Source organism: Pseudomonas kitaguniensis (genome assembly GCF_049199985.1).
Lineage (GTDB): Bacteria > Pseudomonadota > Gammaproteobacteria > Pseudomonadales > Pseudomonadaceae > Aquipseudomonas > Aquipseudomonas kitaguniensis.
Map to the genome: position 1 here is coordinate 64668 of NZ_JBLZPT010000004.1, position 20489 is coordinate 85156.

Consider the following 20489-nt stretch of genomic DNA (forward strand, 5'->3'; position numbering starts at 1 on the left):
CGCGTCATCGGCTAATACCCGCGACGCTTTATCCACCTAGGGGACACCACTCCCCTCGGGCGTGTACCCCTGATTGTTCCCTTCGGAGGTACCACCATGAGCACCCAACTCACACTGATTGAGACCTCGGATTTCGAGGCTGATCGTATCGTCCAAGAAAACCAGGTGATCGACGAAGCACTGCATATTCTGGATCGTCGGCTGTTCGCCCGCGGCCCTAACCTGACGTCGCCTGACACTGTGGCCTCATACCTAAAACTGCACCTTGCGCAACAAGAGCATGAAGTCTTCGGTGTGATTTTTCTCGACACTAAGCACCGCATGCTAGCGTTCGAAGTCCTCTTTCACGGCAGCATTGATGGCGCCAGCGTTTACCCCCGCCAAGTCGTTAAGCGCTCCCTAGCGCATAACGCTGCGGCCGCCATTTTTGTTCACAACCACCCCTCAGGGTGTACGGAGCCCAGCCAGGCGGATCGCATCTTGACCGCACGGTTGAAAGAGGCCTTGGCCTTGATCGAAGTGCGCGTACTGGATCACTTCATCGTGGGTGAAGGTCGTCCGCTCTCCCTTGCCGAATACGGCTGGCTTTAACCCTCACAGGCGCCTACGGGCGCCTTGTTCATTTCCATTCTGGAGACCCCTCATGAACCAAACCCCAGCCCTGCTGCCAGCCTCAAACCCATTTGTTCGCGGTTACGACAACCTTCGTATTGAACGGCTGCTACTGATCACCTACGAAGACGACTGCCCTCCCTGCTTTCGCCCCCTACACGACGCACAAGCCCATCTGCCCGACAATGAGCTGCTACTGTTCCCCTGCCTGTTCAATGACGATTTCGCCTTGATCAGCGAAGGCCGACCCATTCCGGAGGAGTTGGATGAACGCTGCCAATCCACCGGACTGGTGCGCCAAGTGATCTACGCCGTGATGGGCGAAATGCTCAACGAGCGGCATCATGTCGGCGATCTGTACTCCCTGGAAGAGGCACAAGCCATGATCCATCGCTTGAGCTTCGAGACGGGACACTACAGTCGAACCTTGGAGATCAGTACCGCACACCTTTCTGAAGAAGCGATGTTCTATCTGGAAGGGTGGGTCAATCACTCCGCGCCGCGGCGAACCGGCCTTTTGTTCGAGCTTTTCGCGTTGCCGGATTGCCACGGCATCGGTTGCAAACTGATCGGCACACCCTGGACCGACGATAACCTGGAGAAAATCGAGGGCTGTCCTTACTCATCGCTGAGGCAAGAGCAACTCGATGCCGGTACGCCGGCAGCCTTGGTCAACGTACTGTATCTGGCGGCATTGGCGGATGTGCGATTGTTGATCTTCGACCCCGACGCTACCGTCTTGGATGGGCTCGCCATTTTTGATGAATAGCAACGCGTTCGGCTTTAACACGACCCGTCTTGAATCAACTTTCTCACTGAATCGCTCCTTCACCTCATGTCAGGTTCTGCACTGAATCTGACATGAGGTTTCTTCCATGGAGCGTTTATTCACGCCTGTCTGCGTGCTGGGTTTGTTGGGCGCCTGCACCGCGCAAATCCCCAACCCTTTGCCGACCCATCCAGAGATCGACAGTAGTTCCAATCGGGCCCAGCTCTCGAAGGGTACAGCCGAAGGAAACCAGCCGGCAGAACTTCGCTATGGCCGCTATACGCTGGTCAGCACCGAGCCCACCACCGAACAACGCGATCTTCTCTCTCAAATCATTGAGGTGAACATCCCGTCCAGCCTGACTCCCTCCGTGCAGCACGCGTTGCAGTACGTATTGCAGCGCTCGGGCTATTCGCTCTGCCCCGTTACCGCGTCGGTGAAGGTGCTATTTACCCGACCCCTGCCAGCAGCCCATTACCGGCTCGGCCCTATCCCTTTGCGCAGCGCGCTACAAGTGCTGGCTGGATCCGCCTGGCAGCTCACGACTGATGAAGTCAGCCGTTCGGTCTGCTTCGAGCAGCGGAAAACGAATGCCGGTGTTGCATTGACCACACCCGCCTTGCTCTATCAATCGGAGGCGCGTCCATGAAAGCCTCAACGTTTCAAACCCTCATTGTTGGATTGCTTTGCCTGGCGGTCGCCGGCCTGAGCGGCGGTTTGTATAACCAGTATCAGCGCATGGCAGAACTGCAGAGCACCAACACGCAATACCGACAAACCCTGGACACCCTGCAACGTGATGCAAACGCCCTCAAGGGTGCACAGGAAAAACTGCAGTACGCGCTGAAAGACCTGAAGCAGATGGTCAATACTGGTGAGCGACAGGCCAATACCCTCGATCCGATGCTGGATCAGTGGGCGCAAGAGATACAGGAACTGCGCGATGGTCTCGCAGCCCGCGCCACCGAGGCGGACATGACCGCGCTACGCGCACGCCTTGAGCACGTCGAGCAGCAGCTCCTGGAGCTCAAGACTCAGCCATCCCCACCACCACCGACGTCTTCCACGACCAAGCCGAAAACGACCGCTCGTCCCAAGTCCATCCCGCTCTCCCCACCGTTCTCAGTGTTGAGTGTCGAGTCCCGCGGGGGCGAGCGTTTTCTGGCGGTCGCACCTCCTGACAGTCGCTCGCTCATGGATGTTCGGCTGCTGCACAGCGGTGAGCAGTTCGGCGCCTGGCACCTAAAAGCACTGGAGCCGAACTCAGCCATCTTCGCGGTGGCCGCTCGGCCAGACCAGAACGTGCACCTCCCTTGAGAAGCGATCATGAACAGAGCGCCACTACTCCCCGTCGTCTGTCTCGCTTCGCTACTGGCTATGGGCGCTGCGATGAGCAACCCCGTCACGACACCGTCACGGACCCAGGACACGCAGTCTGCTCCACTTGGCCGCTCTGACTCTAAACAGGCGGCGAGCTGGGGCCTGACCGAGCAGGAGTGGACGCGTTTCGAACAGATCCAAGCCGGCCCGCGCGGTTTCTGGAGCCCGAACCTTGATCCGTTGACCGCACTCGGGGTTGAGGCCCAGACCGACCAAGAACGCCAGCGCTATGCCGAATTACAGGTAGCACTGGAAGCCAAACGCGCCGAGCGTGAATTGGCCTACCAAAACGCTTACACCGCGGCCTGGACCAAGCTGTTTCCCGGGCTGCTGCCGATCCAAGGCATGGCATCTTCGTCCCCTACCAGCTCATCGGTCGCGCCGCGCCCAGCCCTGTTTGTGGAGGACCACTGCCCTGCATGCACCGCTGAAGCACAACGTTTGCAAAACAGTGACACGACGTTCGATATCTACTTGGTGGGCAGCCAAGGCGAGGATGAACGCGTCCGTCGCTGGGCTCGGCAAGCGGACATCGATCCGGCCAAGGTTCAACGCCGGCAGATCACCCTGAACCATGACCGTGGTCGCTGGTTCAGCCTGGGGGCCTTGGGGCCATTGCCCGCCACTTACCAACAGGTGAATGGACAATGGCAACGCCTCGACTGAGTGGTCTTGCGCTCGTGCTGACGATGCTCGCCGTCCAGGCTGACGAACTTCCGCCTCCGGCCTATCAACTTGCGGCGCATGACGCCAGCATCCCTTCTACGGTGCTGTTCGCGATTGCCCTGCAGGAGAGTGGACTCCGCGTCCGTGGTCGACTGCTGCCCTGGCCATGGACCCTGAACATCGCCGGTAGTCCTTACCGCTTCGCCACTCGCCAGGCTGCCTGTCACGCCTTGCTTCAGGCGCTCGCGCGACATGACGCCAAGCGGGTTGATGCCGGACTCGGGCAAACCAACTTGGGTTACCACGGACAACATTTTTCCAGTCCCTGCGAAGCCCTCGACCCCTACCGAAATCTCGCCGTCACCGCGGCGCTGTTGCAGGAGCATCACGCTACCACCGGTGATTGGGTGTTGGCTGCCGGACGTTATCACCGCCCGGCAGGAGGAGCACCGGCCGCACGTTACCGCGCGGGTTTTTCCCGGCAACTCGAACGACTGCTGATTGCGTTCAAACAGGGCACACCACTATGACGCGAATACCCCTTACCTGCTATTTCATCCTGCTTTTGGCTCCTTTCGCCCAGCCGGAACTGACCGTAGCAGGGGATCAGCCTGGCGACTTCACACAACCCGATTTCCCAGCCATGGGCGTGCCGATAAATAACAGAGTTCAGGCTGATCGGCCCGTGCATGCGGACCTGTCCACCTTTGCCGATGTGGCCTGGATACTGCCGATTAGTAGTTCCCGGCTGAGCCCCGGCCCGGTCACGCCTCGTTCCCTGAAAATGCCCGGCCTGCAACCCTTCTTTCTAGTGGGTGACGATCCCCAGTCGCTGACTTGGCTGCGTCAACGCGCGGCTGAACTGCAGGAAATGGGCGCGGCTGGCCTCGCCGTCGAAGTGATCGACACCGAAGCTTTGGCCCGGATTCGAGCAGCCGCTCCGAACATCACCATCCTGCCGGTCAACGGCAACGACATCGCCGACCGCCTGCAGATTAAGCACTACCCCGTCTTGATCACTGCCACCTCATTGGAACAGTGAGTCAGGTCATGGCCGAGCATGCGATGGAGTCCAAGCTCCGGCCAGCGGTGGAGCTGTACACCGTAGCGATCTGCATCGCCGCCGCAGTGTTGTGCGTGCACTCGCCCTGGGCTGTGGCCCTGTCACCCGAGATTGGGCTGGTTGCGGCGCTGGCCTATGCCCTGTTCGGCCTTATCCGGCTTCGACAAGCCTGGGAGGTGCTGCGCTATCGGCGCAATATCCGTCGGCTGCCCCGTTACGAGCTGACCAGTCGACAGATTCCGATCAGCCGCAAGCGTCTGTTCATGGGCCGCGGCTTTCGCTGGACCCGCCTGCACACCCAGCGCCTGGTCGAAGCCCAGGATCCGGCGGTCGCCCACTATGTTGACCAACCGACCTCTTACCGTCTGGCCCGTGGACTCGAACGGCGCCTGGAGCATGCACCGTTTCCGCTCTCGACATTGGTCCGTGTCACCGCCTGGGACAGTGCCTTCAATCCGTTGCGCCCTTTGCCCTCGGTAGGTGGCTCGCCGCTGTTGCATGGGGTCGAGCCCAATGAAACGGAGGTCAGTCTGCCACTGGGCGAACGGGTCGGACACACCCTGGTGCTAGGCACTACTCGCGTCGGCAAGACGCGACTCGCCGAGGTGTACATCACCCAGGACATTCACCGTGTCGAACATGAGGTGGTCATCGTTTTCGATCCTAAGGGAGATGCCGACCTGCTCAAACGCATGTACGTCGAAGCAAAACGCGCCGGTCGGGAAAAGGAATTCTATGTTTTCCATCTAGGCTGGCCAGAGATCTCCGCGCGTTACAACGCCGTAGGACGTTTCGGGCGCATTTCGGAAGTGGCGTCGCGCATCGCCGGGCAGCTCAGCGGTGAAGGCAACTCCGCGGCCTTTCGTGAGTTCGCCTGGCGTTTCGTCAACATCATCGCCCGCGCTCTGATCGAGTTGGGCCGGCGTCCGGACTACCTGCAGATCCAGCGACATGTGGTCAACATCGACGCCCTGTTCATCGAGTACGCCCAGCAGTTTTTCGCCAAGACCGACCCGAAGGCGTGGGAAGTGATCGTCCAACTTGAAGGCAAGCTCACCGAGAAGAACATTCCCCGGCATATGGTGGGACGCGAAAAGCGGGTGGTGGCCATCGAGCAGTACCTAGCGGTGAAGCGGGTATTTGATCCGGTAATGGACGGACTGCGTTCAGCTGTGCGATATGACCGTACTTACTTCGACAAAATCGTGGCCTCGCTACTGCCGCTGCTGGAGAAACTCACCACCGGCAAGACCGCCCAGTTACTGGCCCCAAACTACACCGACCTGGATGACCCGCGGCCAATCTTCGACTGGATGCAGATCATCCGAAAACGCGGCATCGTCTACGTCGGCCTGGATGCACTGACCGACGCCGAGGTAGCCGCCGCGGTGGGCAACTCCATGTTCGCCGACTTGGTTTCGGTCGCCGGCCACATCTACAAACATGGCATTGACCATGGCCTGCCCACGTCGGGCAGCAGCAGTGTCAAGCTACCGATCAACCTGCACGCCGATGAGTTCAACGAGTTGATGGGCGATGAATTCATCCCACTGATCAATAAGGGCGGTGGCGCCGGCATCCAGGTGACCGCCTACACCCAGACCCTCAGCGATATCGAAGCACGTATCGGCAACCGCGCCAAGGCCGGCCAGGTTATTGGCAACTTCAACACCCTGCAGATGCTGCGGGTGCGCGAAACCGCCACTGCGGAACTGCTCACCCAACAGTTGCCTAAGGTTAACGTGCTGACCAAGACCCTGGTGTCGGGCGCCACCGACACGTCTGATCCTGAGGCCAACACAGACTTCACCTCGTCGTCACAGGACCGTGTCAGCAGCACCAGTGTGCCGCTGATCGAGCCTGCTCATATCGTCAGTCTACCCAAGGGACAGATGTTCTCCTTCCAGGCCGGTGGCCAGCTCTGGAAAGTCCGCATGCCTTTACCCAAACCCTCCAACGACGATGCCATGCCCAAGGACCTACAGGAACTCACTCAACGGATGCGGGCGGCCTACAACGCGCAGGCGGGACAGTGGTGGAGCGCAAGCGGTGGCGGCCCAACCACCAACTTCGATCTGGATCAGGTGGGGTAGCCCGCCCCTGCCACAGGTTTCGATTCAGCAGAAAACGATCCAGGAGACGTATTGCCCACATCAACTCTGCAGCGCGCAATGGAGTGAACAATGGCGACTTCCGCCCAGAATACGTCGCCACAACCGATCCAGCGCCCAGGATTAATCGTCTCAGCGATCAGCCTAATGTTGCGCATCATCGGCTTGCTGATTGCCTCGTTGCTGTTCTCGATCCTCATCGAGTTCGCTGGCCTGCTGCTGTTCTGGGGTGATCAGGGCTGGCGGCATAGCCAGGCCATGCTGACCAGTGAACTGGGCTGGCTCAGCGAGCACTTCAAGTCCTCACTTCTCATCCAACAGCCTGGGTTAACGATTGGCCAGTGGTTGGAGCTCCTCAATCAGTGGCTGCTGGTCAAAACCGGTTTTGCGGATTTTGCCCAGCAGGCGCGGATGTCGAGCCAGGGCAAAGGTTCCTGGGGCTGGATCAATCAACTGTATGTGAGTATTGAGGACTTTGTGCTGGCGGCGGTGTATGTCAGCTTCACCTTTGTGGTGCGCCTGACCATTTTGGCCTTGGCGACTCCCCTGTTTCTGCTGGCCATGTTCACCGGTTTTATCGACGGCCTGATGCGCCGCGACCTACGAAAATTTGGCGCAGGGCGCGAAAGCAGTTTTGTCTATCACCGGGCCAAGCGAGCGGTCATCCCACTGCTGATCGTGCCCTGGATCATTTACCTGTCCCTGCCCTTTTCGCTCAATCCTATGGCCGTATTTCTGCCTTGCTCCGTGATGCTTGGGGTGACCATGGCAATCACGGCGGCGACGTTCAAAAAACATATCTAAGTGCAACACAAGTGCTAATTTTTATTTCAGTCGATATGACAACGCGCGTGTTTGGCGGCCGCAGCGTTACTGCCGGTTGCCTTTCTTCCAATACTCTTCTACCGCCCAGAGCGAGCACCCTCCTTGCAGGACTTTGATAGCCCCGATGTATACGTCATAGGTGGGCTTATCAAAGTCAGTCCAACGCGTTCCCATAGCGCAAGCTACATCCCATTTTTTGCGAAAAAAGCCTCATGCAAAACTTCGCCCATTTGCTTCCTGCTCGCAATGCTCATCTATGCCCCGCCTCGCGGTCTTCCCGGAACGGTTATCGCCCGAGCTCACTAAAAGAGTCAGAAGACAACAAAGCAGTGGGGGAATTTGTGAGCCTTGCAATGACCATCTTCAGCATGATCGCCGCTTGGATGGCGATAGCTATCGCTATGGGGGATGCTTCGAATCGCACGTAGGTATCAACCATCTGCTCAGGAAAGCACTTTCGTAAAAGCTCCTTCGCAGAGGCGCTTACCAATGCCTAAGCCTCCCCGAACAAGAACAAATATCTTACGCAGAGCTGAGAAGGGGTGAGTAACGGATGCCAAGCGAGAGGATGAGCAGTCCTGCGTTTTGAATTCTAAGCCCACCGTCCGCATTGGGTTGTGGAATCAACCGGTCGACGCAACGATATGTATTGGTCAAGCCGCATGCAAACAGGTGGTCAATACGAATGCAAATGCTTGGTCAGTTGCAATGCAATTCGGCGGTCAAGTCCGTGCAATTACGCATCTGGTGCCTGGTCGTTCAGTTCATTCACGGATTCGCTTCAAAACGGCCTATCTTCACCGATTTCCAGACGAGACTATTCCTTTCATCCACTACTGACAGCGTCTCTGATGCTATCACTTCGAGGGTCTGTTTGGCCATCGAGAGTCGAGGATTACGGAAGGGTAGTTGTAATCTAGTAAGACTTTCCCATTTACAACTTTTGACCTTCATTTTCTCCCTTCTTATTGCTCGGCCGGTCTGAACCAAGAGCTAATTTGCGTAGTTGTAACGCTATCTTGTGAGGTACAAGATCACCACCGGCCGAGTTTTCTGGGTACTATCGATTAACGAGTCTTGAAGCTATTTACGAGTGAGATGAGGCGATTGTTAGAGTCTTGCAGCATGTCGGTGCTGCGATTAGCGCTCTCACCGTTTGCGACCAATTTTTCGACTATCTGCCGTATTGAAACCATATTGTGGTTTATCTCTTCGGACACCGCACTCTGTTCCTCAGCTGCGGTAGCGATGTGATTGCTGAGATCGCTAATATCAGTAACTGAACTCGCCATCTTATCCAGGTCGGAGTGGACCTTGGTCGTCTTGTCGGCGGTGATCTGGCAACTGATTTTGGTTTTATCCATAGCGTTGACAGCCGCGCTTACACCCTGTTGAAGGCGCGACAGCATCTCATTGATTTCAGAAGTGCTCTTTTGAGTACGTCCTGCCAAGGCTCGTACTTCATCTGCCACAACGGCGAACCCCCGCCCTTGCTCGCCAGCACGAGCCGCCTCGATCGCCGCGTTCAACGCCAGGAGGTTTGTCTGGCCTGCGATTTCGCCAATCACGCTCAGCACATCATTGATGCGGTTCGTGTCTTGCTCCATCAACTGGACTTTTGCCGTGGCACTTTCGACTTCACCGATAAGGGCGAGGACACTGGAAGAGGCCTCCTGCACTACGAGCTTGGATGCCCTGGCGTGCTCGTTGACCTGCTGTGTAAAACTCGCCGTGTCGCTAGCATTCTTGGCAACAGATTCGGCAGTTGCACTCATCTCGGTGACCGCTGTTACTGCTTGGTCTGTTTGCGAAGCGTGCTGCGCGAGAATTTCGTTGGAGTGTTGCGATTGCTGCTTGAGTAGAGCGATCTCATCGGAAATCTGCTCTGTGGCGCTGGATACGTCGCTGATCATGTCGCTCAAGTAAGCAATAAAGCGATTGACGGAGTTCCCCACGTCGTCCACTTCATCCTGTCCCTTGACTGGAATTCGCCGAGTCAAATCAGCATTACCAGCTGATAATGAATCAATGTTGGATTTCAAAATCGCTAGGCGATTAATCAGTTTCTTTAAAGCGAATACCATCAGCAGCAACAACAAGAGCACTACTGGTACCTGGAGCATGCTCAAGGTCCTGAGTAAGGCATCACCATGCGCGGTCAAAAGACGAGTTGGCTGAGAAGCGGCCAGTAACCAGGGCGTGCCGGATATTCTGATCAGAAGGAATGTGTGGTCCTCCCCCTCTGTTCCTATGTAGTGGTTCTGGACCAGCTCTGAGCTCTTTGGTGGGGCTTTCAGGGCAGACTGGATCGTTGCGATGAACGGCGATTTGCCAGCCAGGTCGGAAACATTCTTCAGTACAATATTACTGTTTCCACTCGACTCATTGCTAAGGATCGTGCCATTGGATTCGACCACCATTACATGACCGCTGATCTCTTTTTCTTTATCTGCGACCAGTTGATTGAAGAAGTTCAAAGTGACATTTATTGTTGAAACACCATACACCTCGTTATTTTTGAAGATGGTCATGGCGCAGGCAGTGCGCGGTTCTGGGCTGGCGGCGTCATCAAAGGCTGCTGACCATCCGCACTGCCCTCGCAGAGCCTGCACACCACCTTGGTACCACGGTTGGTTAAAGTATGGGGGGGACTCAGGGGTATTCCAAAAGTGGTTGGCGATCATCTCTCCCGATGCATCGCGTACGTAAAACGTACTGTGCTTTTCTCGGCCAGGAGTTCGCTTCTGGGGAAGTGGCCAAATGCCTCCGCCAACAATTTTTATATCGCCGTACTGATCAAGCAAGGCCGGTAGTACCTTATCTATGGTGTCGCTATCTAACAACGTTGTGGCTTGGGTGATACTGCGCGACTGTGCTTGTACCTTAGACAATTCCATGGTGATTTTATTGCTGATTTCCTCAACCTTGGCGATCAATACTTCCTGGTCAGTCGTCATCAATTGCGGTGTTATGAAAAGCTTTATCCCGACGATAGTGAGTCCGACGATAGAAATGATGAAAAAAATCAATGTAAAAGTATAACGGGCCTGAATTGTTCTAAATACACTCATAATGTCGTCTTCTATATTGTTGGTTTGATCGGCCTTGGTTGTAAAAGGCTTCCTTTTGGCAGTAAGAAAGTGTGTTGCTGTTGGCTGGGATATCGCTCCGATATTGTTCAAGGCTTGTCAAAGCTCGGAAGGCAGTCGCCAGCAACGACTGTACCGGGTTAGACGAGTGATCTTTATGTCTTGTCTGTAGTTAGACTTGGTGCGTTAAGCAGAATCTAAGTTTAAAATCAATCTAAGTTGACGCGTTTTCCAAAACGTCGGCGAGGCCGGTCCGCGAGAATAAACCGGCTGTTTCACGTTTTATGGGCTTCCCCCAGGAGTTAGAGGGGAGCTGCCGAGGTGTTTCCTGTTATGAAACACTTGTCAGCGGTGGCGAGGCGGTTGTGTATTCATCGTTCCTATGACAGTGAAATTTCTAGGGCGAGTTCAGGCCACAATCTTCAAGCATTCGCATTTTCACGGAAGTAGATTTGGATGGGTTGTCTAACAGAGCCCGCCAAGCCACGGACGTCATTAACCAGATTGAGCGCAGCAAGTCCTGCGGCATGCACCACCCCGCGGGCGTCCTGATCAAGTACTACGTCCATCCCGCCAGCCGTCAGTAATGCACGTGTCGAGTCAGAAATGCCGTGCCCGATGAATACGATCGGTGGTTCTGCGGGCAAGTCTTTCAACGCTTTTGCCACACCTGCTGCGCCATCTCTTGTTACATAGACCCCGGTAACGTTGGAGTAGCGGGGAAGCGCGTCTCTTAACGCTACATAGGCTTCTTCTTCATCCGTGGGGAAGTCGGGTTCCACGGCCCAGCGCAAATGTTTGAAATCCTCTTCCAGAATTTGTTCGAAACCGGTCCTGCGTTCGCTCTGGTCCGGAAGACGTGATGAATCAGACAGAATGATGACGGTGCCAGATCTGCCTGCAGTGAACTTGCCCATCAGCAATCCAGCGGTTCTCCCCATCATCCGGTTGTCAGCGCCTAGAAACAGTGCGCGTCGGCTCGCCGGTCGATCCGAAAAAACCGTTATCACCGGTATTCCTACCTCGCAACACGTGTCGATGAACTGATCCACCCACGGATAATCCAGTGGTAAAAGCACGACGGAGTCATATCCGCGCAAGGACTCTGAGAGTTGTGCGGTCTTCAAATTATCGGAGAAGTCACAACGGTAGAAGGATGGCGTAATCCGGTGCTCTCTAAAGAAGCTGGCTGAGAGGGCAATATCGCGTTCAACCTTGTCGACAAATTTTGACCTGATAACAGGCACAACGAACGCTACTTTTATGGACGTGTGCTTGGCGGGTCGTCCTCGGCTGGCTCGGGTATTACGCAAACTGTCCAAAGCAGCTTGGACACGCTCAACAGTTTCTGGACGGACCGCAGAGTCGTTGCGAATGACCCGATCGACTGTTGCCACGCTCACGCCAGCAAGCCGGGCAATGCTCACTCGAGTGGCTGCCATCAGTCCCCCTGCTTTGTCGGGGTTGAGAGGGATTTGTCGATTGGTTGCATTTTCATTAAAAGGCTTCGGTTATTCGGCCTGAAAGTGATCGAAACGCTAGCTGTGTTCGCTCGGACTTTCGTGGGCTGATGTGGAAATGATGAATATTCAAATATAACACCATCGTGTGGCGCGACAGCATCGCAGGCCCCCCCATCAGGAACTGATCAAGTGGGGAGCGCAACGATGCATGGAAATGCCGCCATTTACCAATGTCTAAATGTGCACTTGGTACAGCAGGGCCGCCAGCGCACCACCTACGAGCGGACCCACAACCGGGACCCAGGCATAACTCCAGTTGCTTCCTTGCTTACCCTGGATCGGTAACAGCGCATGCAAGATGCGAGGCCCGAGGTCGCGGGCTGGATTAATGGCAAAACCTGTTGCCCCACCGAGAGATGCGCCTATTCCCATCACCAGTAACGCAACAGGCAAGGCATCCAGTGCGCCAAGCCCGATACTGGCACTCGCCAGTTGCAGAATGCCGAAGACAAGAACGAACGAGGCTACCGCTTCCGATATGATGTTTGCAGGGAGGTTACGCACTGCGGGGCCGGTAGAAAATGCCGCGAGCTTTGTACCTGCATCCTCGGTCTCGCCAAACTGTTTGTAGTACGCGGCCCAGACAAGCAATGCGCCAAACGCCGCGCCAACTGTTTGTACACCGATATAGGGCAGAACTTCGGCCCAAGGGAACCTGCCAGTCATGGCGAGTGCGACAGTTACCGCTGGATTGAGATGCGCGCCGCTGTTGTAAGGTGCAACGCAGAATACCGCGATAAATACAGCCATTGCCCAGCCAACCGTGATAAGGAGCCAGCCACCCCCTAGCGCTTTCGAGCGAGCCAATATCACGCTAGCAACGACGCCGTTACCGAGAAGCACGAGCAGTGCGGTTCCGATGAATTCTCCAAGCAAGGATGTCATGTCGATATCTCCAATATTGTTGTTGTTTTACGGGTTTAAATATCTCTAGCGCTAATTAGTTTTTACTCGAAGGCGCCATATACTTTTACGGAGAGGAGCTGGGCTAAAAGCCTAAGCACCCCATCGCAACGCAGCGGTATGCACCGGACTGTCCCAGTGTTCCTTGGTCATCTCATCCAATATGCAAAGCGTGAACGATGCGCCAGCCATTTCGAGAGCAGTCGTATAGTTACCAACAAGCGAGCGGCTCACTGACAGCCCTTTTTTGTCGAGCCACTTCTGTGCGCAGTTGAAGAGCAGATATAGTTCGCTGAGGGGGGTAGCGCCGAGTCCGTTGACAATCAGCAAGACTTCAGAGCCCTGAGCGGGTTGTAGATCATTGCAAATGGCTTCCAGTAGCTCGGCAGTAATGGCGTCTGCAGACATCAGTTTGTCGCGACGACGCCCAGGCTCGCCATGTATGCCCACACCGATTTCGACTTCATCGTCACCGATTTCGAATGTGGTGGTTCCTGCTTCCGGGACGATGCAACTTGTCAGAGCAACACCCATTGATGCCGTATTCTTGTTGACTCGGTCCCCAAACGCTTTGCAGTGCTCCAGATCCGCTCCAGTTTCGGCTAGGCTTCCGACTAGTTTCTGCACGATGACGGTACCGGCCAAACCACGCCGACCGGTCGTGTAGCTTGAGTTTTCTACAGCGACGTCGTCATTGATCAGTACCGTGGCCGTTGCCAAATCGGACATATCGGATGCCATTTCAAAATTGACCAAGTCGCCGGAGTAATTCTTCACAATGAATAGAACGCCAGCGCCGGTATCGACAGCTTGAGCAGCTGCCATCATCTGGTCAGGGGTGGGCGAGGTGAACACTTCGCCAGGGCACGCAGCATCCAGCATGCCGCGGCCGATAAAGCCGATATGAAGGGGTTCATGACCGGATCCTCCACCCGAAACAAGGGCGACTTTGCCGGGGGTCAGGACCTTGCGTTCAAGGTATGTCGGCTGCAAGTTCAGGGCGATCAGGTTCGAGTGTGCAGACGCGAAGCCAGATAGGGTTTCGACGAGGAAATCGTCGACGTTGTTGATAAATTTTTTCATTATTTTTTTTATCCTTGGAGTGACTTCGTCATCTGTTGACGCACGACTGAAAGGCAGCCGAGCGACCGCTCACCGAGAAATTATGCACTCCCTTTCTTAACAAGCATGTCTCGCATTGACCACATGCCGTGTTTCACTTCCATAGCCTGCTCAGCAAGGCCTCACATAAGAAAATCGCCGTTGGTCGCCACCTCATCCCAGTCGTTCTAAGACGAGGAGGCAATGCGCTGATTATCCTGGTGATGCCTTAACTACTTTCCTGCGCCTCTATCAGCCCCACAGCGCTGCTGCGACTGTTTGGGCTTCCGAGCCTCTGCCTTTGCCGTGTAATGATGGCTTAGTTTTTTCGATATTACATCATTTGTCATCAAATACAATCTCGCGGATCTGATTTTTTGGAGGGCGTTTGTTTGGCTGATACAGATCCGATACCGGTCAAGTCAAGAGTCGTCGGGTGGATTGGGTGAAGCGGCTGTCTGAGTAGCTCGCGCTCAGGTGCCACTGCGGTCTAGCTGATCAGCCTACGATTGGCGGCGCGTCCTGCCTCACAGCAAAGCTCACCCTCGTTTCGCAGGTGGCACATCCACGTCGATGACCCGCCCTGAAACGAACCGGTTGCCCAGGAGTTTGCGTGGGTAGACAGTAGGTCCGAAGGAGATGATGACGCCAATGATGACTGAACGATGGTGTTTGCATCTAAAATGATTTGTTTTTCTAAATTAAATGCGTCATGGTTGTTCTCGGCGACACCTTGATTGGCTGTGGAGATCTCCTTTAGGTCTCTTGGCGATGGCAAGTTCGAACATGATCCTGTCTCAATTCGAACGCTGCACGAACCTCGAGTCGAGTAGTAGGCGTTTTTTTCCAGTCCTCATCGCGCGCTGTGGCTAGCTTTGCAGCGGATGTCGTTGGTCGATGCATCTTGCCATGCTCAGGCTTGCATCGCTTTAAGGTATCTGCAGGATCAGCAGTGGTTTGTTGAACCCGCCGACTAATAAAAAATTGGTCACCTCTGGTGATTGCTCTGCCCGGCGACTGCCTACGTAGCTCCCCGGATCGGCATAACCAGGTGAGTGACAGTCAACCGGATAACCGCCATGAAAAAACTCATCAATGACCCAAATTCCGTCGTCGAGGACATGCTGGAAGGCGCTGTGTTGGCCAACCAGAATCTAATGCTCCTGGAAGGTGAAAACATCGTAGTCCGCAGAGACTTTCAGGCGCTTGCAGCTGCCAATAAGGTAAGTATTGTTTCGGGTGGCGGAGCGGGTCACGAGCCTGCTCATGCCGGTTACGTGGGGCATGGCATGCTCACCGCGGCGGTCGCCGGGCCCGTGTTTACCTCGCCGAGCGTGGACGCAGTTCTCAGCGCAATTATGGCTGTCGCCGGCCCTGCTGGCGTGTTGTTAATCATCAAAAACTATACTGGCGATCGACTCAACTTCGGTCTGGCCGCGGAAATTGCTCGTACGGCGGGCGTCCAGGTTGAGATGGTCGTGGTGGGTGATGACGTCGCCTTGGACAATGATGGCGGTTTGGTTGGTCGTCGAGGCATTGCAGGCACTGTATTTATTCATAAAGTGGCGGGTGCCGCCGCCGAAGCCGGGCTTTCCCTCTCTCAGGTGAAGAGTGAAGTTGAAAAAGCCGCCGCCGGGCTGTTCAGCATGGGCTTGGGCTTAAGCGCCTGTACCGTACCGGCCGCCGGTAAACCTGGCTTCAAAATCGAAGACGACGAAGTTGAGTATGGTCTTGGTATCCACGGCGAAAGCGGTGTACGCCGAGGTCCTATCCAGCGTGCCGATGAAATGGTTAAGACGCTGTTGGACAGAATTATTGACCAAGGGCGTTTGCAGGGGGATGAGCGCGTGGTGCTAATGGTCAATAACCTGGGTGCCACGCCTGCACAGGAGTTGGACATTGTCGCCCGTCGGGCACTCTTGGGATGCATTGAGCACGGTATCAAGGTAGAAGGGGTCATGGTCGGCACCTTTCTCACCGCACTGGAAATGGCGGGCTGCTCGATTTCCCTTATGCGTGTCAATGACCCCCTTATGTTACGTCTGCAAGCGCCTACTGAAGCGACGGCTTGGCACGGAATGACAGAGCCGGCCCGGACCATTTCGCGTCAGCCTTGTAGAGGTCCCGTTGCAGAATCCGCTTCGATCGGAGGCACCTGGTCCTCCGACAATGCCAGGCAATTCAAGACCATTCTGCAGTCGGTCACCCTAGCCTTACGCCAACAGGAAGAAGTCTTGACGCAGCTGGACTCCGTGGTCGGTGATGGCGACATAGGTATCAGCCTGGCCCGCGGCGCACGCGCTATTGAAGATTCACTCGGCACCCTGGACCTTGAACGGCCCGCAATTGCTCTCCAACAAATTTCGGCCATTCTGCGCCGTGCATTGGGTGGTACGTCCGGCCCCTTGTATGCGGTCTTTGTTTTGCGGGCCGGAGTTGCGTTATCCGGGGCCGGTAATCTGAACGCGGTGTCAAGCTGGGCCAACGCCTTCCAGGCGGGCTGCGACGGAATCGTCAACCTCGGAAATGCCAGTCTTGGCGACAGGACGATGTTGGATGCGCTATTGCCAACAGCCTTGGCTTTGCATGCATGCGCCGATGAGCTTGAGGCTGTGGACGTTGCAAAAAAGGCGGACGCCGCCGCCTCGAAAGGTGCAGAAGAAACACGGAATATGATGCCCCTAAAAGGTCGCTCTTCGTATATCGGTCAACGAGCTCTGGGGCACGTGGATCCCGGCGCCTACGCCGTGACCGTCTGGACTAAAGCCATCGTATCGGCACTGGAAAGCTTCGGTCGTTGATAATCCAGGGAGAAATCCATAGCGCCCGTTAAATCGTTTAGAGGCCCTCGGCACCTTCAATGGGTTAGCGAAGCAGGGCTTCGGATTTATACGGGGCGCTATTCATACGAACGTGTTTGAAGTGGTGGCTGTCATGCAACGCAGAACAAAAATTGTGGCTACATTGGGGCCGGCAACCGAATCATTCGAAGCCATCGAGGGGTCAGTCAAAGCAGGCGTGGATGTCGTGCGTCTGAATTTCTCCCACGGCAAGGCCGAAGACCATATCGCCCGTGCCAGGTTGGTACGTGAGTTGGCTACTAAACATGGCCGATTTGTAGCGGTACTGGCTGATCTGCAAGGTCCAAAAATTCGAATCGCGCGTTTCGCGGAAGGAAAAGTAACCCTCGACAAGGGACAGCAGTTCGTACTCGACGCTTCCCTGGACAAGAATGCAGGGGATAAACAGCAGGTCGGAATCGATTACGAAGCGTTGATTACCGACAGCTGTCCGGACGACATTTTGTTGCTCGATGATGGGCGAATTGAGCTCAAGGTCCTGAAAGTCGAGGCGACGCAATTGATTTGCGAAGTACTGGTGAGCGGGCCACTTTCGAATAACAAAGGGATCAACCGAAAGGGTGGGGGGTTGTCGGCCTCGGCGCTAACTGAAAAGGATTTTGAAGATATCAAGACTGCCGCAGCAATGCAGGTGGACTACTTGGCGGTTTCGTTCCCGCGAGATGCCTCCGATATGGAGTTGGCACGTCGACTACTGCATGAGGCAGGAGGGCAGGCAGGTTTAATCGCCAAAATTGAGCGAGCGGAAACTGTAAATGACCTACGTATTCTGGATGCGATCATCGAAGCATCAGAAGGCGTAATGGTCGCTCGCGGCGATTTGGGTGTTGAGATTGGCGACGCTGAATTGGTTGCCGTGCAAAAACTGATTATCGACCGTGCTCGTACACTGAATCGAGTAGTGATCACGGCGACTCAGATGATGGAGTCGATGATCACTCAATCGATGCCGACTCGCGCTGAAGTGTTTGACGTGGCCAATGCCGTGCTTGATGGTACCGATGCGGTGATGCTCTCCGCTGAAACCGCAGCCGGTGCCTATCCCGTCGAGACAGTTGAGGCCATGCATCGGATCATTATCGGTGCCGAAAAACACCCTCAGTCCCATCGCTCCAAGCATCGTGTCGATCAAGTATTCCACAAGATTGACGAATCAATCGCCATGTCGGCCATGTACGCAGCGAACCATTTGCATGGCGTCAAAGCCATCATCTGCATGACGGAAAGCGGCGATACCCCTCGTTTGATGTCGCGCATTCGCTCGCACCTGCCCATTTTCGCGTTCTCTCGCAACCTGGCTACCCAGAACCGAGTCGCGCTTTTCCGTGGTGTCACCACCATTCCGTTCGACAGCGATGATTTCACCCCTGAGTTGGTGAATGAGAAGGCCGTTGCGGAACTGACCCGACGTGGCGTCGTAAAGGCTGGCGATCACGTGCTAATCACGAAAGGCGACTACGCCAACGCGCAGGGTGGCACTAATTCTCTACGAGTGGTTTGCGTCGGCAAAACCATTCGCTGAGTGAGGAAGCATTGATGAGTGTGATCAATTCAATAGACCAAGACACGACGAGTAACTGTGATCGCGAATCGTGGCCAAGAGATTTCGATTTTCGTGAGCAGTACGCGGAGCAGCAGGAGTTGCTGAAGTTGCAAAGCGACGATGCTTCAGCTCCGACCCATCCGAAGGGGGAAAACCATGCTTGATAAAATAAGCCTTATTCAACAAGTCACGGCTCGGGAGATTCTGGACTCGCGAGGAAATCCGACTGTCGAAGCAGTGGTAACACTCGCGAATGGAGTCAGTGCTACCGCCAGCGTTCCCTCTGGTGCTTCGACCGGCTCACGTGAAGCGCTCGAATTGCGAGACAACGCATCGCGCTACATGGGCAAAGGCGTAATGCGAGCGGTCGAGAATGTTAACAACCCCATCCGCGAGTGCCTTATTGGGCTTGATGCTCTGAACCAGCGCGAAATCGACAACGTCATGATTGCGTTGGATGGAACCGAGAGTAAGAGTCTCCTGGGAGCCAACGCGATTCTCGCCGTGTCACTGGCGACCGCCAAAGCGGCTGCCAAGATCCAGAACATTCCCTTGTACGAACACTTGGCCGAGCTATATGGCTCGCCAGGCAAGTTCAGCATGCCGGTTCCCATGATGAACATCATCAACGGTGGTGAGCATGCCGATAACAACATCGACATTCAGGAGTTCATGATCCAGCCCGTCGGAGCAACTTCGTTCCGTGAAGGGCTTCGCATGGGCGCCGAAGTGTTCCATTCCTTGAAGAAGGTTCTGTCGGAACGAGGCTTGAGTACTGCGGTGGGGGATGAGGGTGGGTTTGCTCCTTCGCTTGCCTCCAACGAAGAAGCACTGATCGTTATCAAGGAAGCGGTGAGCAATGCGGATTACGAGTTGGGTATCGTCATCAACGAAGCTCATTGAGAGCGGAGTCGCCCTAATGCCCCAACCACTATCCAAAGGTTGAAGGGCCACATAGCTGTAAGCTCTCATCTCCAGTATCTCTCCAGAAAAAGCGATTTATCCTACCTCAGGTTTCTTACTGAAGAATTCGACCTTTGACTTGACTCTGCTCCCATATCCATATGGGCCCGCATCATGCCAACTACCGTCTTTCGCTGCTTGTTACTACTCTCGCTGGCTGTCGTCGATGGCATCTGCTATGCCGCATCTGCTCATGAGCAGGATCAGCTCAGCCTAGTCCAGCAGCAGCTCGACGTTATCGAACGCCTTGCAACTCAAGCTGCGGCAACCAGCGCGACTGAACACTACGAACGCTATCTCTTCGACTACCCCCGGCTGACTCAGGACATCCAGCGAATCCGTCAAGGTGTGAAGGATTACTTGTCTCCGCCCCGCGCCCAGCCTCGTGACTCCAGTGGAATAACTGGCGATTACCGCCTCGACACTCTTTCCCCAGAGCAGTCGCCATGAGCATGACTGACGCCCAAACCTCAGCGTTCCAAAACGCCTCCGGTTTCTCACCGCAGAGCAGTTCGACGCTCTGGCTATCCCTGGTTCTCGTTCTGGCTTTGCTTTGGTGCGCCTGGGTGATGTGGACGGCTTACCGCGGGTGGGCGACCGGCAGTGTGCGCTTCGGTGCGTTTGGCGGTAGTACCGCACGCGTGATTCTCACCTTGTTGGTTTTGATGTTCTTCACCCTGTCCTAACCCTGGAGATCGCCGTCATGCTCAAGTGCTTTGTCCCCCTGAAAAACAACCTGCGTGATCGTGCCAGCCAGCGCGTGATCGGTCTGCTGCTGGTGCTCGGCCCAAGTTTGGCTTTTGCCGAACTACCGACCATGGAAGCTCCTTCACGCGGTGAAGGTTCCGGGTTGATCGAAACCATCAAAAACTACGCCTACGACGGCGGCATCCTGCTCGGCCTGCTGATCGCCCTGCTCGCTTTTCTCGGTGTAGCCTGGCACTCCCTGACCGTGTATGCCGACGTGCAGAACCAGCGCAAGACCTGGAAAGACCTCGGCGCGGTGGTTGGCATCGGCGCCCTGCTGGTGGTAATCATCATCTGGTTTCTGACCAAGGCTGCCGCGATTCTATGAGGTTG

The 20489-nt window shown here is 55.5% G+C and carries 19 protein-coding genes and 2 pseudogenes; 16 read left to right on the plus strand and 5 right to left on the minus strand.

What is annotated here, in order from left to right; genetic code table 11:
- Nucleotides 1–96: 96 nt before the first annotated feature.
- The 9 genes from radC to ACOZK9_RS07480 all read left to right on the plus strand — a co-directional run bounded on the left by radC (nt 97) and on the right by ACOZK9_RS07480 (nt 7405).
- Nucleotides 97–591, plus strand: coding sequence for a RadC family protein (gene radC, locus ACOZK9_RS07440; protein ID WP_421555543.1), 495 nt, complete (start codon nt 97–99; stop codon nt 589–591).
- Between the two features lie 52 nt (nt 592–643).
- Nucleotides 644–1381: a DUF5983 family protein gene (locus ACOZK9_RS07445; protein ID WP_421555544.1), complete on the plus strand. Its 738-nt coding sequence runs from the start codon at nt 644–646 to the stop codon at nt 1379–1381.
- A 106-nt stretch (nt 1382–1487) separates the two neighbouring features.
- A complete protein-coding gene (gene pilL2 / locus ACOZK9_RS07450; protein WP_421555545.1) occupies nt 1488–2030 on the plus strand; it encodes a PFGI-1 class ICE element type IV pilus protein PilL2 in 543 nt (180 codons plus the stop codon).
- Nucleotides 2027–2698, plus strand: coding sequence for a chemotaxis protein (locus ACOZK9_RS07455; RefSeq protein WP_421555546.1), 672 nt, complete (start codon nt 2027–2029; stop codon nt 2696–2698). Before pilL2 ends, ACOZK9_RS07455 begins: the two co-directional genes overlap by 4 nt.
- Before the next feature lie 9 nt (nt 2699–2707).
- The gene (locus tag ACOZK9_RS07460; RefSeq protein WP_421555547.1) at nt 2708–3427 is read left to right on the plus strand and encodes a TIGR03759 family integrating conjugative element protein; all 720 of its coding nucleotides are present in this window, start codon (nt 2708–2710) and stop codon (nt 3425–3427) included.
- Complete coding sequence (locus ACOZK9_RS07465; protein ID WP_421555548.1) at nt 3409–3957, plus strand: lysozyme family protein; 549 nt, start codon at nt 3409–3411, stop codon at nt 3955–3957. The genes ACOZK9_RS07460 and ACOZK9_RS07465 overlap by 19 nt, the downstream gene beginning before the upstream one ends.
- Nucleotides 3954–4469 (plus strand): integrating conjugative element protein, encoded by a 516-nt coding sequence (locus ACOZK9_RS07470; RefSeq protein ID WP_421555549.1) that lies wholly within the window; start codon nt 3954–3956, stop codon nt 4467–4469. Before ACOZK9_RS07465 ends, ACOZK9_RS07470 begins: the two co-directional genes overlap by 4 nt.
- 8 nt (nt 4470–4477) lie before the next feature.
- Nucleotides 4478–6583, plus strand: a complete 2106-nt coding sequence (traD, locus tag ACOZK9_RS07475; protein ID WP_421555550.1) for a type IV conjugative transfer system coupling protein TraD — start codon at nt 4478–4480, stop codon at nt 6581–6583.
- Nucleotides 6584–6673: 90 nt separating this feature from the next.
- Nucleotides 6674–7405, plus strand: coding sequence for a TIGR03747 family integrating conjugative element membrane protein (locus ACOZK9_RS07480; protein WP_421555551.1), 732 nt, complete (start codon nt 6674–6676; stop codon nt 7403–7405).
- 1088 nt (nt 7406–8493) lie between these two features.
- Here ACOZK9_RS07480 and ACOZK9_RS07485 read toward each other — a convergent pair.
- The 5 genes and pseudogenes from ACOZK9_RS07485 to dhaK all read right to left on the minus strand — a co-directional run bounded on the left by ACOZK9_RS07485 (nt 8494) and on the right by dhaK (nt 14024).
- On the minus strand, nt 8494–9339 hold the full coding sequence (locus tag ACOZK9_RS07485; RefSeq protein WP_421555627.1) for a methyl-accepting chemotaxis protein: 846 nt from the start codon (nt 9337–9339) through the stop codon (nt 8494–8496).
- A gap of 15 nt (nt 9340–9354) precedes the next feature.
- A pseudogene (locus tag ACOZK9_RS07490) lies at nt 9355–10497 on the minus strand (HAMP domain-containing protein); the annotation flags it as partial.
- Between the two features lie 440 nt (nt 10498–10937).
- Nucleotides 10938–11957, minus strand: coding sequence for a LacI family DNA-binding transcriptional regulator (locus tag ACOZK9_RS07495; protein ID WP_421555552.1), 1020 nt, complete (start codon nt 11955–11957; stop codon nt 10938–10940).
- A gap of 255 nt (nt 11958–12212) precedes the next feature.
- Nucleotides 12213–12923, minus strand: coding sequence for an MIP/aquaporin family protein (locus tag ACOZK9_RS07500; RefSeq protein WP_016974312.1), 711 nt, complete (start codon nt 12921–12923; stop codon nt 12213–12215).
- A gap of 111 nt (nt 12924–13034) precedes the next feature.
- Nucleotides 13035–14024 (minus strand): dihydroxyacetone kinase subunit DhaK, encoded by a 990-nt coding sequence (dhaK, locus tag ACOZK9_RS07505; RefSeq protein ID WP_421555553.1) that lies wholly within the window; start codon nt 14022–14024, stop codon nt 13035–13037.
- A gap of 1097 nt (nt 14025–15121) precedes the next feature.
- Here dhaK and dhaL point away from each other — a divergent pair.
- The 7 genes and pseudogenes from dhaL to ACOZK9_RS07540 all read left to right on the plus strand — a co-directional run bounded on the left by dhaL (nt 15122) and on the right by ACOZK9_RS07540 (nt 20484).
- Nucleotides 15122–16843: a dihydroxyacetone kinase subunit DhaL gene (gene dhaL, locus ACOZK9_RS07510; RefSeq protein WP_421555554.1), complete on the plus strand. Its 1722-nt coding sequence runs from the start codon at nt 15122–15124 to the stop codon at nt 16841–16843.
- Between the two features lie 133 nt (nt 16844–16976).
- Entirely contained in the window at nt 16977–18425 is a 1449-nt protein-coding gene (gene pyk, locus ACOZK9_RS07515) for a pyruvate kinase (RefSeq protein ID WP_421555555.1), read from the plus strand.
- A 14-nt stretch (nt 18426–18439) separates the two neighbouring features.
- A complete protein-coding gene (locus ACOZK9_RS07520; protein WP_421555556.1) occupies nt 18440–18610 on the plus strand; it encodes a hypothetical protein in 171 nt (56 codons plus the stop codon).
- Nucleotides 18603–19325: pseudogene (eno, locus tag ACOZK9_RS07525) on the plus strand (phosphopyruvate hydratase); the annotation flags it as partial. The gene ACOZK9_RS07520 and the pseudogene eno, both read left to right, overlap by 8 nt.
- Before the next feature lie 198 nt (nt 19326–19523).
- A complete protein-coding gene (locus ACOZK9_RS07530) occupies nt 19524–19859 on the plus strand; it encodes an integrative conjugative element protein, RAQPRD family (RefSeq protein WP_421555557.1) in 336 nt (111 codons plus the stop codon).
- Nucleotides 19856–20095 (plus strand): TIGR03758 family integrating conjugative element protein, encoded by a 240-nt coding sequence (locus ACOZK9_RS07535; RefSeq protein ID WP_421555558.1) that lies wholly within the window; start codon nt 19856–19858, stop codon nt 20093–20095. Before ACOZK9_RS07530 ends, ACOZK9_RS07535 begins: the two co-directional genes overlap by 4 nt.
- Before the next feature lie 17 nt (nt 20096–20112).
- Entirely contained in the window at nt 20113–20484 is a 372-nt protein-coding gene (locus ACOZK9_RS07540) for a TIGR03745 family integrating conjugative element membrane protein (RefSeq protein ID WP_421555559.1), read from the plus strand.
- Nucleotides 20485–20489: the final 5 nt, after the last annotated feature.